Raw genomic sequence first — 13,568 nt, 5'->3', positions numbered from 1 at the left:
AAAAAAATATTTTTCAAAATGTTTTTTTTTTGTACTTATAATCTATATATTTCCGAAAAATTAAATGCAGCTCATGGATCAGAAAGTACGTTACGAAATCGAGTTTCCTATAAATTCTTCGCCTCAATTATTGTATCAATATATATCGACTCCATCAGGATTGTCTGAATGGTTTGCAGATAATGTAAATTCTCGTGGTGAATTTTTTACTTTTATCTGGAATGATTCGGAGGAAAAAGCACGACTAGCCTCGAAAAAAACAGGTGAAAAGGTAAAATTTAAATGGGTTGATGATAAAGGTAAAGATACAGAGTACTTTTTCGAATTGCATATATTAGTAGATGAACTTACTAAAGATGTCTCTTTAATGGTGGTTGATTTTGCCGAAAAAGGCGAGGTGGAAGAAGCAACTTTATTATGGGAAAATCAAATTTCTGATTTGAAACATCTAATTGGTTCTGTATAGAAAAATCATATTTTATGACTTATATTTGCCCTAAATTTACTTAGGGCTTTTTTTATGATTAATTTTAATGGATCTATCCTTTCTAAGGATGCAAATGTATTGACTCAAAACCGTGCTTTTTTATATGGTGATGGGGTTTTTGAAACGGTTAAAATAATAAACAATAAAATTCTTTTCTTAGAGGATCATTATTTTAGATTAATGTCCTCTATGCGAGTGGTTCGAATGGAAATTCCAATGAACTTTACAATGGAATATTTCGAAGAGCAGATTCTTTCTGTCGTAAACGCGAATTCATTATCTGCATCTTCTCGTGCGCGAATTACAGTGTATCGAAACGATGGAGGTTATTATTTACCTCTAGATAATACGGTTTCTTTTTTGATTAATGCTGTAGCGCTTGAAAATGTATCTTATTCATTTGAAAAGCAGCATTACGAGGTAGATTTGTACAAAGATTTCTATATCACAAAACAATTGCTGTCGTCAATTAAATCAACTAATAAAATCATAAATATAACAGGAAGTATTTTTGCAGATGAAAACGGCTTAGATAATTGTTTGCTGCTAAATGATAGTAAGAATGTTGTTGAAGCTTTACAAGGAAACATCTTTATGCTACTGGGCACTAAACTAATTACTCCACCAGTTTCCGAGGGTTGCTTGAATGGAGTAATGAGAAAGCAAATTCTAAATATGGCAAAAAAAATAGAAAATTTAGAAATAGTTGAAGAGGTGATATCTCCATTTGATTTACAAAAAGCGGATGAATTATTCATAACTAATGTTATCAAAGGTATTCAGCCTATAACACAATATCGTAAAAAAAGCTTTGCGACTAAAGTTTCTACTCAATTGTTAGAGGAACTTAATGAAATGATAAGTGCTAGTTAGTTCAAATATGGATTTTCTGGCGCATTTAGCCAGATTAGATAGTCTCCTCCTAATTCTTTTATTTGTTCTTTCCAGAAGTGTGTAGCTGACTTTCCTATGATTTTATTCTCGTAACTATTAGAGTTAATAATCCAGGAATGGCTCTCCATTTCGCTTTCTAATTGTTTTTCACTCCAACCGGTGTATCCTAAGAAAAATCGAATGTTGGTGTTGTTTATTTGACCTTTGTTAATGAGCTCCTTTGTTGATTCAAAATCGCCTCCCCAATAAATACCGTTTGATATTTCAATGCTGTTAGGAATTAGCTCAGGAATGTTGTGAATAAAATAGAGATTGTCTTGCTCAACAGGTCCTCCATTATAAATCTTGAAGCGTGCAGCAATTTCTGGTACTAAATCGTGTATAGTGTACTTTAAGGGTTTGTTGATAATAAAGCCAATAGAACCTTCTTCGTTATAGTCAGCTAATAAAATAACAGATCTATTGAATGATAAATCTCCTATCGTTGTAGGCTCTGCAATAAGCAAATGTCCTTTTTTTAATTTATCTGTAATCATCTGATTCTATTTTTTAATAAATTTAGTTTTTTTATTATAATATTGGCAAATAAAATCGATAAAACGTATAAAAAAACCTCCCAGATGGAAGGTTTTAATTATATAAGAGGGGTAAAATTAGTTTACTGCTCCTTCTAATTCAGCACCTGCTTTAAATTTCACTACGTTTTTAGCAGCTATTTGGATAGTCTTTCCTGTTTGAGGATTTCTACCATCTCTAGCAGCTCTAGCAGAAACAGACCATGATCCGAAACCTACTAAAGATACTCTTCCACCTTTTTTAAGAGTCTCTCCTACATTTCCTAAAAATGACTCTAAAGCTAATTTTGCTGCAGCTTTTGTAATTCCTGCGTCAGCAGCTATAGCATCGATTAATTCTGATTTGTTCATAATAAATAGTTATTAATTGTTGGTTATACAAATTGTTGATACGCAAATTTAGTAGGAAATACGTTCCTTGCAAGTGTTTTGTGTTAATTTAATTTATTTTGTTGATAACTTATTTTTTTTGTTGATAAATGAATCGTTTTTTGATATTAAACTTAACAAACCCCCGTTTTTGTTGATGTTAATAAGCTTTTGTATCAAGTGAAAAAGAAATGCCATTTAATAATTCTGCGGTGCTCATTTTCTTCTTGCCTGGAAATTGTATTTGCAATATTTGAATATATCCATCTTTTACGGTAACTTTCATTTCTTTTTTCGTGCAAATTACAGAACCTATACTGTGATTATGCTCTTCAATAAGGATTTTAGATTCATAAATTTTCACGGTTAGCTCTTCGCTTTTGTCAGTAAAAAAACACCAAGCAGCAGGGTACGGACTTAATCCTCGAATTAGATTATTTATTTCTACTGCTGGCTTTGACCAATCTATTTTGCAATTTTCCTTGTTGAGTTTGTACGCTGTTTTGATATCAGCATTATCTTTTTGTACTATTGTTGTTAGATCTCCTTTTTGTATCAACTCTAAAGTGTCAACTACAGTAGTACTTCCTAAATTCATTAATCGATCGTGTAATTGTCCTGCATTTTCGTTTTCGTCAATTGCTATTTCAGAATTTAAAATCATGGCACCAGTGTCAATTTTATCATCTATAAAAAAAGTAGTGACTCCTGTTTTAGTTTCTCCGTTTATTATAGCCCAATTTATTGGTGCTGCACCACGATAATTAGGTAGGAGTGAAGCATGAAGGTTAAAAGTGCCTAAAGAAGGCATTTCCCAAACCACTTTTGGTAACATTCTAAAGGCAACTACAATTTGCAAGTTTGCATTCAATGCGTTTAATTCATTTAAAAAATCTTCGTCTTTTAAGTTGGTTGGTTGCAGTAGCGTTAGGTTGTTTGCTAGTGCATATTCTTTTACAGCAGAATATTTTAATTTTTGCCCTCGACCAGCTGGTTTGTCTGCAGCGGTAATAACGCCTACAACTTCATAGTTGTTCTTGATTATTGTATCGAGAATTCCCACAGCAAACTCTGGAGTTCCCATAAAAACAATTCGTAATTTTTCCATTAGTATCTTAAAGTATATTTATTATTTGGTTTAACCAAAATTGTATTGTTTTCTAACAACTCCTGCAGTACAAAGATAACTTCATCTGCACTGTTTTTTGTTTTATTTTGAATATCTCTCGAATTCAAATCTTCTGTTTGTAACAAGGTGATTATTTCTTTTGAAAGTAATGTAACGTCTTTTTTCTTAATTTTCTTGGTAATACAGAACGAACAAATACCGCAGTCAATAGCTGATTTTTCGCCAAAGTAATTTAAAATCAATTTATTTTTACACACTGATTTTTCATTAACATAATTAATAACCGCTTGAAGCTGCTCTTTTTTTAACTGATTTTGGTTCTCTAAATGTTTTGAAACCCTACTTATTGTTCGCTCATCTTCACGAATTTCATTAAATAGTATGGTTGCATCATTATTTTTAGAGTGATAATCTATAATTTCTTTTTCTTTTAGTTTATATAAAACGGCTAGGACTTCAGATTCTTTATGATTTGATTTTTTTGCTATTAACTTTAAATTAAAAGCTGTTTGCATTTCATAAATTCCAGGATACGTTCGTAATATGGCCAACATAATCTCTTCGTCATTTTGATTCAAACTCATATATCGCATTACTTCTTTAGATGGAATAAGGAATTGCAATGTGATTTTTTCTGAAAATTCTTGAGATAAAGTAATAATTCCTTGACGATCCAGGAATTGTAGAGCGTTATATGTTTTCAATGTAGGGAAGTCGTATTTCAAACAAAAGCGATGCAAATTGAAAGTGAATTGTTCGTTGATTCCTTCGCCATACGCGATTTGAAAATAATTATTAAGCTTTAAATACATCACATTTAAAAACTTTTTGTCAGCAAGAATATTGATAAACTGATTTTCTGCCTGAATAATATCAGATGGACTAGTCAATAATATTGCAAAAGCTCTTTCGCCATTACGGCCAGCTCGACCTGCTTCTTGATAATAATTTTCCAGGTTTTCTGGTAGTTGGATATGAATAACGGTTTTTACATTGGCTTTGTCAATTCCCATCCCAAAAGCATTTGTTGCTACAATTACTTGGACCTCTTCATCCATCCAAGATTGCATATTTTTATCTTTTTCTTTGGACGAAAGTCCACCGTGATAATACGTTGCTTTAAATCCTAATGATTGTAATTGGGACGAAATTTCTAAACATGATTTTCTATTTCGAACATATATTATAGAAGTTTGTGGGTTTTTCTTTAGGATTTGTTCTATCCTAAAAAGTTTATCTTCGACTTCAAATACCATATAAGCTATGTTTTCTCTGGCGAACGACTTCTCAAATATTTTTGGTTCATGTAAACCTAGCTCGGTGATTATATCCTTTTTTACTCTTGGAGTTGCTGTAGCTGTCAGAGCTAGAAAAGGTGTTTTTGGGAAATGTTTCTTTAATTCAGAAATCTTTAAGTAAGCAGGACGAAAATCATGCCCCCATTGCGATACGCAATGTGCTTCATCGATTGTGATTAAATTAATAGGTAGATTTTTTATTCGTTCTAAAATCCAATCGGATTGAAGTCTTTCTGGTGATAGATAAAGAAATTTATAATTCCCAAATTGACAATTGTCGAGCAAATCAATCATTTCTTCTGAACGGATACCGCCAGTTAGCGCAATCGCTTTGATGTTGCGCTTTTGTAAATTAGCTACTTGATCTTTCATTAGTGCCACTAGTGGTGAAATCACCAAGCAAATACCGTCATTCATTAAAGCCGGAATCTGGAAGCAAACTGATTTTCCCCCTCCGGTAGGCATCAATGCAAAAGTATCATGCCCTTTTAAAACTGACGTGATAATTTCTTTTTGAAGCGATCTAAATTTATTGTGTTTCCAATATTTTTGGAGTAGCGCTACTGCTTCTGGCATAGATTACAAGTTTCAGATCATTCTAAATATCCCAAAAAGTTAATTCTAAACTCGTAAATTATTTAGAAATTTCCTCTAAGATAAAAAGAATTCTGTTATCCATGGTATCTTTTGGCACTTCTATTAACTCGTAGCCGTAATTTCGGTAGGTTTCTATAAGATGTTTATTAATTAGTTTTGCTTGTTCGAAGTTTTCATAGCGAGCTTCATCACTGATGTAAATTTCTTCCCACGGTGGAAGAATAAAGATTTTTGAATATAAATGTTCGCGACAAGCAGCATCAAAAGTGGCAGGATAGCTATCACCTATATAGTGCATGTAGGCCAAAACATCAGGAATTCCTCTGTCGATAAATACTACTTCACAAGACTCATTTGAAGCATTTTGAAATTGCTTTTTTCTACCTTCAAGTAGTAATTCGCTAAATAATAAAGGTTTTTCAAGAAACAACTGTTCGATGCCTTGCTTTTTTGCTTCCAAAGTTACTTCCCGAGAAATTTCGGGATAACAACAATGTCCTTTAGCGACTAATCCATCTATGATAGTGGTTTTACCTGTTCCAGGACCGCCAATAATAACTATGATTTTTGTTTGCACTTTTGAAAAATAAGGCGCAAATTTACTTAAACTTATTGGAATTTGAAAAAATCATTGCTTTTAAAATAGTAATAAGCAAAAAATCATATTTCATAATTCATAATTTACTAATGAAACCGTATATTTGCCCTTATTTAAAATAGAAAATGGATCAGAAAACTAAAGAATTCTACGATAGATTAAAAGTAGAGTTGGACAATAGTAATACTTGGCCAGCGATATACTTATTTAAATTTATTGTGCCTACTGATGATGAGAAAATTAAGCGCGTAGAAGAGGCTTTTGATTGTATGGGCGCGGTTATAAATACTAAAAAATCCAAAACAGGAAAGTTTACTAGTATTTCTATTGATGTTACAATGAAAGATTCCCAAGAAATAGTAGATAAATACCTTGAAGTTTCTACAATTGAAGGTATTGTTTCCCTTTAAATAAAATATACTTTTATAGATTAGCGTTGAATTATTATAATTCATGCCGTAGGTATCAATAAAGTTAAAAATTATAAATTCGAATATGAATTCAAAATATATTAAAGAAGTTGCAAACGATGTGGTTCATCATTTGGAATACAATGCTGAGCGATCGCATTTAATTATTCCAGAGTATGGACGTCATTTGCAAAAATTAATTGATCAAGCTACTAAAATTGAGGATGATGTAGAGCGCAACAAAGCTGCAAAATACATTATACAAGTGATGGGGAGTTTGAATCCTCATTTGCGTGATGTACTAGATTTTCAGCACAAATTATGGGATCAGCTTTTTATTATGTCTGATTTTAAATTAGTTGCTGATTCGCCATATCCAATTCCATCTCGTGAAGTGTTGCAATTGAAACCTGATGTGTTAAAATATCCGCAGAATTTTCCCAAATACAGGTTTTATGGTAACAACATTAAATATATGATTGATGTTGCTAATAAATGGGAAGAGGGTGAGATGAAAAATGCTTTAGTAAAAGTAATTGCCAATCACATGAAGAAATCCTATTTGAGTTGGAATAAAGATACTGTGAAAGATGATGTTATTTTCGAACATTTATACGAACTATCTGATGGAAAATTGAATTTATTACAGAGTGAAGAGGAGTTATTAAACACTACTGATTTATTGAGAACCAATAAAAGAGTTTCTAATAAAATCTTACCAGTAGGGCAACCAAAAATTCTTAGTAATAAGAATTCAAAAACAGGGAAGCCAAATCCTACTCACAAAAATCAAAATAGAAAACCTTTGTAAAACTGGTATTAGTTGATGGCTAAATATTTTTAGTTGCAATTTTTAGCTCATTAATTTATACTAATAAAACTAAAAAAATAAAATGGGAATTTTCAAAATAGAAGGCGGTGCAAGTCTAAAAGGTGAAATCACGCCACAAGGTGCAAAAAATGAAGCGTTACAAATTTTATGTGCCGTTCTTTTAACTCCTGAAATAGTTACAATCAATAATATTCCTGATATTATTGACATCAATAAACTGATTACGCTTTTAGGAAATTTAGGAGTTAAAATACAAAAAAATGGACCTGGTTCTTACACATTCCAGTCGGATGAGGTTAATATGGGATATCTTGAAACAGAAGCATTCAAAAAAGAAGGCGGTTCGTTGCGAGGTTCGATTATGATTGTAGGTCCACTTTTAGCACGTTTTGGAAAAGGATATATTCCAAAACCAGGTGGAGATAAAATAGGACGCAGAAGATTAGATACCCATTTTGAAGGTTTTATCAATCTTGGTGCTAAATTTAGATATAATAGAGAAGATCATTTTTATGGTGTTGAAGCACCTGAAGGATTGACTGGAGCTGCCATGTTATTAGATGAAGCATCTGTAACTGGTACTGCTAATATTGTTATGGCTGCTGTTTTAGCTAAAGGAATAACAACGGTTTACAATGCTGCTTGTGAGCCTTACTTACAGCAATTGTGTAAGATGTTAAACTCTATGGGGGCTAAAATTACTGGAGTAGGATCTAACTTACTGACAATAGAAGGAGTGGAGAGTTTAGGCGGTTGTGAACACCGTATTCTTCCTGATATGGTTGAAATAGGAAGCTGGATTGGTCTAGCTGCTATGACAAAATCTGAAATTACTATAAAAAATGTTAGTTGGGATAACCTTGGTTTGATTCCAAATACATTTAGAAAATTAGGAATTACCTTAGAACGTAGAGGCGATGATATTTATATTCCCGCTCACACTAATGGATATGAAGTTAAAACAGATATCGATGGTTCAATTCTAACGATTGCAGATGCTCCATGGCCTGGATTTACTCCGGATTTATTGAGTATTGTTCTTGTAATAGCCACTCAAGCAAAAGGTGACGTTTTGATTCACCAAAAAATGTTTGAAAGCAGGTTGTTCTTTGTTGACAAACTAATCGATATGGGAGCTAAAATCATGTTATGTGATCCGCACCGTGCTGTAGTTATGGGACATAACTTTGAATCTCAACTAAAAGCGACTACAATGTCATCACCAGATATTAGAGCTGGAATTTCATTATTAATTGCAGCACTTTCTGCAAAAGGAACTAGTACGATTCAAAATATTGAACAAATAGATAGAGGGTACGAGCGTATAGACGAACGGCTGAGAGCGATTGGAGCTAAAATTGTAAGGGAGTAAATAACCTAAATCACATATAATTTCGTTTAAGTAAGTCAAGAACAATTTTAAATTGAGTTCGGTTTACTTAAACGATTTTTTTTAAATTCATTTTATAACAAAGCGCATGTCAAGGGTACAAACAGCAATAAGGGCTACTTATTTTAGTATTATAGGAAATACATGTATGGCCATTATAAAAGGCTTGGCTGGTTTTTTTGGAAATTCGTATGCACTAATTGCAGATGCAATTGAATCGACGACTGATATTTTTGCCTCTTTATTAGTATTGTTTGGAATAAAATATTCTGCCAGGCCAGCTGATAAAAATCATCCTTATGGTCACGGTAGAGCTGAGCCACTTGTTACTTTTTTAGTAGTAGGTTTTTTAATCACCTCAGCAACTATAATTGCTTACGAAAGTATAATAAATATTCAAACTCCACATCAATTACCAAAATCGTGGACTTTAATTGTTCTTGGAGCTATCATTATTTGGAAGGAATACTCATATAGAGTAGTGATGAGAAGGAGCGTGCAAACAAATAGTTCCTCACTAAGAGCTGATGCTTGGCACCATCGAAGCGATGCTATTACTTCTGTAGCGGCATTTGTAGGAATTTCAATCGCTTTGTTTTTAGGAAATGGTTATGAAGCAGCTGACGATTGGGCAGCATTATTTGCATCAGGATTTATATTATATAACAGTTACAAGATTTTCAGACCTGCTTTGGGCGAAATCATGGATGAGCATTTATACGATGATTTAATAGTAAAAATTAGAGCTGTTTCACTACAAGTTGACGGAATTATAGGTACTGAAAAATGCTTTATTAGAAAAGCTGGAATGAAATATCACGTTGATTTACACGCGACAGTAAACTCGGATATTACCGTAAAAGAAGGCCACGATTTGGCGCACAAACTAAAGGATACGTTACGAGAAAGAATACCTGAATTAGGACATGTTTTAATTCATATCGAACCCAATGACTAGATTAGGATTTAATATATAAGAGGCATTAGATTTTATTTCTAATGCCTTTTTTTGAAAAATTCTTATTCATGGGCCCGTAGAGGATTACTCCAGAATATTTAAAAATTTAAGTCCAAAAACTACGCCGTCACCTTTAAACCCACTTTGGTATGAACGTACATAGTCTATTCGAAGTATTTTAAATTTGCCAAAACCTAAATTGTCTAATCCAACAGTTACTTCATTGTAAGGTTTATTAGTTAGCGTAGAAAGTGAATGAAAACCTAGATTCAAAGTTGATTTTAGCTTGTTTAATAAAGGAATCTTATTCATAATATATCCTTTATCGTTGTATTCGCTATGAAGTTCAAAATAGCTATCATTTGTGCTATTAGAATAATAGGGCAGCAAGTTGAAAACATTCAAATAGCGCTCGCTTTGACCAATATGAGTTTGATTGCCGTTAAAATGCTTATAATCCATAAAAGCGATATTTTCAGCATTAAAAAATTTTCCTGCTTTTAGACTTAATCCTAAAAGACCTTTATTACCCAAAATCAAATCATAAATTAATCGAGCGTTGAGGTGGTCAAATTCATATCTTTTTTCATTAGAGGCAAATCCTTTTTCGAAACCTAAATATAATGTTGGATATTTTTCATTTCTAATATTAAATTTTCCATCAGGTCGAGAGGAATATTTATTTCCAAAATTGATTCTTGCAGTAAAAGCAGCTTTAGTTAAATGATGTTTCTCAAATGGAGAAGTAGTAAAATTATTTGGATCCAAAGGATTATTAGAAGAATAAAAATCACTTTTGTTTAATAAAGAAAAATCAGTATTGTTAAATAATGGTTTACGCTGCTGATATTCTATTTTACCATTTAAGTTCACGCCATTTGCAACATCTTGACTATATCCTAATGCAGCCGACTCTAAATTATACAATTTTATAAAATTATTTCTAAAAGCTAATGAACTAATCGTATTGATGGCTTTGCTTATGGGGTTATTTGGGTTAAATTGCTCTACAGAACTTCCTCCACTTATCGACAATGTCGCATAATTTATTTTGTTCAATCGGTGTATATATTTTCCTGTTACACGCAACCGATCTTCTGCAAAACCGTAATTAAATTTAGTACTTATTGTTGTGTATTTTCCTTTGCTTTCCTGATTTTTTCGATTGGAATATCTAAAACCGGAATCGAAATTATAACCTTGGACAGTATTAAAACTAAGTGACCCTACATTTAATAAACCTTCATAACTCAAACTGTATTTTTTGGCACTATTTTTAAAAGTATAGCCCGTCAATAACTTTCCTAATTTGAATTTGTTTCCTTTTGCGTCAGTTGAGTCCAGGTATTTCTCGGAGTTTCGAACTTTATAGATACTGTCTTTTCTGTAGTAATCGGTATTTTCCTCTATTGTTAATGGAATAGGCCTGCGGTTGCTCCAGAAAAGACTGTCTTTTTTATTGGAATCAATTTCGATTCGAGTAATTTCATTTGTAAACGTTTTGGGTGCAAATGCTTTTATAAATTCATAGTTACTATAAACGTAGTTGAATTTACCAGTAAATCCTATCCCAAAAGCACCTGCAGTAATATCTAAACTTTGTGTGTTTTTTGCCCAAATTTTGTTGGTGTTATTATAACTGAAATTTTGCTTTAAGGTCATGACCTCAACGAATTCTTGTTTCATTCGGTATCCTTTTATATCTAAATCTACCGCGTAAATTGCCCAAGAATCTTCAACAATATAAATATATCCTTCAAAAACCGGTTCGCTATCTCGTTTTGCAATGACTTTAATCTTGTTGATCATGTTCTTATTCTCATCAAAAAATGTTCCTTCTAACTTGTAGCTATAATAGTAAAAGGCATTGTTCGCAATGGGAGAAATCATTTTTATACCAAATTCCACCGTATTGTCATAAAAATCATAGAATGATGATCGGGCGGTATTGTAACTGTAACCATTGTCGTTCCCACTAACTTTTGAAGCAGTTACTACTTCCTTTAAATTATCCGGCTTTTCATACGATAGTTTCGAAAAAGTCTCTGAGAGCGAAATAATGCCAGTTCCAGTAGAATCTAAAGCTCCATTCAAGTCACCAATTTTTTGACCGAATATTTTTTTAGGAGCATTTTTTAATTTAAAAATACCTCGCGAATAAAAATCAGCATTGAATCGATTGGTCTTTTCGGTATTTTCTTTTCTTTTGGCAATTGCTTTTTTTATAATTGCCAAGGCTGGATTTACTTTCTTGTTAATCACTACCTCATTGAGTGAAAGACTTTCTTCAACCATTTTAATATTTAAAGTGTACGGTAATTTGTCTGTTTGGATAGCTGCTTTTTGGGTTTTAAAACCTAAAAACTGAAAAATAATCGTTAGTTTTTCCTTCTCTTTTAAGTTGAATTCGTAATACCCTTCTTCGTTTGAAGTTGTCCCGTTAAACGTGTTCTCTTGAAGTATGGTGACAAAAGGTAATGGGGTACCTTTCTCATCGGTTATAGTGCCTTTTATTTGCGCACTGGATAGAACAGAGACTAAAAGGAATATTAGAAAGTAGTATTTTTTCATGAAAGTTTTTTCTCTCACAAAAATAGAAGAAGTTTAAAAAGAGCGTATTAATTATTTGTTAAACATTTATAGCATAGTCACATAATATAGAAATCCTATAAAAATGACTGTATTGCTAATTCATAACTTTTCAATCCAAAACCTAGAATAACACCTTTGGCATTACCTGAAATATAGGATTGATGTCTAAAGCTTTCACGGGAAAAGGTGTTCGAAATATGAACTTCAACTACTGGAGTAGTAATCGCTTTTATTGCATCGCCTATTCCTACTGATGTGTGAGTGTAAGCACCTGCATTTAGAATTATACCATCAAATGAAAAACCAAACTCCTGAATTTTATCAATTAACTCACCTTCGATATTACTTTGAAAATAAGTAAATTCTATACTAGGAAATTGTATTTGTAATGTCGTGAAATACTCTTCAAAAGTTAGGCTACCATAAACTTCTGGTTCACGTTTGCCTAGCAGATTCAAATTTGGTCCGTTAATGATGGCGATTTTCATAATTCCTATTTTGGTAAAAATAAAAAAACCGTTCCAATTAAAGGAACGGTTTTGAATAATTTAATTTTATTATTTTTAAAATTTAAATCCTGCAGAAAATTGCACTACTGAATTCTTTACGTCTGCATCTTTAGACGCTTCTGTCAATCCTAAAACATAACGACCTTGTACAAAAAAGTTTTTAGTAATGTTTAAACTTAAGCCTGCTGCAGCTCCAAATTCAAAAGTTTCAGACTCTTTAAAAATAACATTTTTTCTTTCGCTTAATAGGAATGATGCTTGCGGTCCTACATCTAAGCTAATTGCATTATTTAAGCTGATTTTTGCTAACACTGGAATAGAGATATACCCTAATTCATTTTTGAATTCCTCCACTGCATTTTTATAAGTTGCGCCCTTCGTTGAATATAGTAATTCGGGTTGGATCGCAAAACCGTCTGTTAATCTAATTTCTGCTAGCAATCCAGCATGGTAACTGGTAATAGCTTCCTTTTTGTAATTGTTAGTAGTGACTGTTATGTCGCTTCCAGTTTGATTTGCGTAATTCAAACCACCTTTGAATCCAAATTTTATGGCTTGTGCATTCATACTTAAGGATCCTGCAAAAAGAATTACTGCGGCTACAATTATTTTTTTCATAATTTTTAATTTTTTTAAAATTGATTACTATTAATTGAAATGGGACTTCTAAGTAAACTATTTTTTTAATTATTTATTGTTTACTAATTCGATTGTGACATTTCAATAACTAATCCAAAATTACATTTGATTCTAACTTTTTTACTTTGAAAGTGTTTGTTTTATGAATAAGTATTCTTCCTTTTTATGTAAGTTGTTGCCAAACAATATTTTGATAAAAATTCGCAAATAGTATTTTATTTTGTTCTGAAATATATTTTTTCATTTCATGCCTTTTTGGTGTCATGTTGTACTATTTTTTTGTTTGAAGCT

The 13,568-nt window shown here is 32.1% G+C and carries 14 protein-coding genes; 6 read left to right on the top strand and 8 right to left on the bottom strand.

All coding sequences use genetic code 11. The features are described from left to right. Positions 1 to 73 precede the first annotated feature (73 nt). Both LNP27_RS14540 and LNP27_RS14535 read left to right on the top strand, forming a co-directional pair. On the top strand, positions 74 to 466 hold the full coding sequence (locus LNP27_RS14540) for an START-like domain-containing protein (RefSeq protein WP_229942357.1): 393 nt from the start codon (positions 74 to 76) through the stop codon (positions 464 to 466). Positions 467 to 520: 54 nt separating this feature from the next. Beyond that, positions 521 to 1,360 carry an aminotransferase class IV gene (locus LNP27_RS14535; RefSeq protein WP_229942356.1) on the top strand — a complete coding sequence of 280 codons (840 nt, stop codon included), beginning with the start codon at positions 521 to 523 and terminating at the stop codon, positions 1,358 to 1,360. Here LNP27_RS14535 and LNP27_RS14530 read toward each other — a convergent pair. The 5 genes from LNP27_RS14530 to LNP27_RS14510 all read right to left on the bottom strand — a co-directional run bounded on the left by LNP27_RS14530 (position 1,357) and on the right by LNP27_RS14510 (position 5,926). After that, the gene (locus LNP27_RS14530) at positions 1,357 to 1,917 is read right to left on the bottom strand and encodes a YqgE/AlgH family protein (RefSeq protein WP_229942355.1); all 561 of its coding nucleotides are present in this window, start codon (positions 1,915 to 1,917) and stop codon (positions 1,357 to 1,359) included. The two genes, LNP27_RS14535 and LNP27_RS14530, sit on opposite strands and share 4 nt — an antisense overlap. Before the next feature lie 117 nt (positions 1,918 to 2,034). Next, a complete protein-coding gene (locus LNP27_RS14525; protein ID WP_026706853.1) occupies positions 2,035 to 2,307 on the bottom strand; it encodes an HU family DNA-binding protein in 273 nt (90 codons plus the stop codon). A gap of 178 nt (positions 2,308 to 2,485) precedes the next feature. Beyond that, positions 2,486 to 3,433 carry a methionyl-tRNA formyltransferase gene (gene fmt, locus LNP27_RS14520; RefSeq protein WP_229942354.1) on the bottom strand — a complete coding sequence of 316 codons (948 nt, stop codon included), beginning with the start codon at positions 3,431 to 3,433 and terminating at the stop codon, positions 2,486 to 2,488. Further along, positions 3,433 to 5,328: a RecQ family ATP-dependent DNA helicase gene (locus tag LNP27_RS14515; RefSeq protein WP_229942353.1), complete on the bottom strand. Its 1,896-nt coding sequence runs from the start codon at positions 5,326 to 5,328 to the stop codon at positions 3,433 to 3,435. The genes fmt and LNP27_RS14515 overlap by 1 nt, the downstream gene beginning before the upstream one ends. 58 nt (positions 5,329 to 5,386) lie before the next feature. Further along, positions 5,387 to 5,926: an AAA family ATPase gene (locus LNP27_RS14510; protein WP_229942351.1), complete on the bottom strand. Its 540-nt coding sequence runs from the start codon at positions 5,924 to 5,926 to the stop codon at positions 5,387 to 5,389. Positions 5,927 to 6,072: 146 nt separating this feature from the next. On the opposite strand from LNP27_RS14510, the gene LNP27_RS14505 reads away from it, so the two are divergent. The 4 genes from LNP27_RS14505 to LNP27_RS14490 all read left to right on the top strand — a co-directional run bounded on the left by LNP27_RS14505 (position 6,073) and on the right by LNP27_RS14490 (position 9,537). After that, the gene (locus LNP27_RS14505; protein WP_229942349.1) at positions 6,073 to 6,357 is read left to right on the top strand and encodes a DUF493 family protein; all 285 of its coding nucleotides are present in this window, start codon (positions 6,073 to 6,075) and stop codon (positions 6,355 to 6,357) included. A gap of 85 nt (positions 6,358 to 6,442) precedes the next feature. Then, the gene (locus LNP27_RS14500) at positions 6,443 to 7,168 is read left to right on the top strand and encodes a DUF4290 domain-containing protein (protein ID WP_229942348.1); all 726 of its coding nucleotides are present in this window, start codon (positions 6,443 to 6,445) and stop codon (positions 7,166 to 7,168) included. Positions 7,169 to 7,250: 82 nt separating this feature from the next. Continuing rightward, positions 7,251 to 8,561 (top strand): UDP-N-acetylglucosamine 1-carboxyvinyltransferase, encoded by a 1,311-nt coding sequence (murA, locus tag LNP27_RS14495; RefSeq protein WP_229942346.1) that lies wholly within the window; start codon positions 7,251 to 7,253, stop codon positions 8,559 to 8,561. Between the two features lie 106 nt (positions 8,562 to 8,667). Further along, positions 8,668 to 9,537 (top strand): cation diffusion facilitator family transporter, encoded by an 870-nt coding sequence (locus tag LNP27_RS14490; protein ID WP_229942344.1) that lies wholly within the window; start codon positions 8,668 to 8,670, stop codon positions 9,535 to 9,537. Positions 9,538 to 9,621: 84 nt separating this feature from the next. Here the strand turns inward: LNP27_RS14490 and LNP27_RS14485 are convergent, their stop codons facing one another. From LNP27_RS14485 to LNP27_RS14475, 3 genes are all read right to left on the bottom strand, one after another. After that, complete coding sequence (locus LNP27_RS14485) at positions 9,622 to 12,108, bottom strand: DUF5686 and carboxypeptidase regulatory-like domain-containing protein (RefSeq protein WP_229942343.1); 2,487 nt, start codon at positions 12,106 to 12,108, stop codon at positions 9,622 to 9,624. Between the two features lie 95 nt (positions 12,109 to 12,203). After that, a complete protein-coding gene (gene aroQ, locus LNP27_RS14480) occupies positions 12,204 to 12,617 on the bottom strand; it encodes a type II 3-dehydroquinate dehydratase (RefSeq protein WP_229942342.1) in 414 nt (137 codons plus the stop codon). A 75-nt stretch (positions 12,618 to 12,692) separates the two neighbouring features. After that, complete coding sequence (locus LNP27_RS14475; RefSeq protein WP_229942341.1) at positions 12,693 to 13,256, bottom strand: porin family protein; 564 nt, start codon at positions 13,254 to 13,256, stop codon at positions 12,693 to 12,695. Positions 13,257 to 13,568: the final 312 nt, after the last annotated feature.

This window comes from Flavobacterium galactosidilyticum (genome assembly GCF_020911945.1).
GTDB classification, from domain to species: Bacteria; Bacteroidota; Bacteroidia; order Flavobacteriales; family Flavobacteriaceae; genus Flavobacterium; species Flavobacterium galactosidilyticum.
Note: the sequence above shows the minus strand (reverse complement) of the source record. Positions and strands in the feature narration are given on the sequence as shown.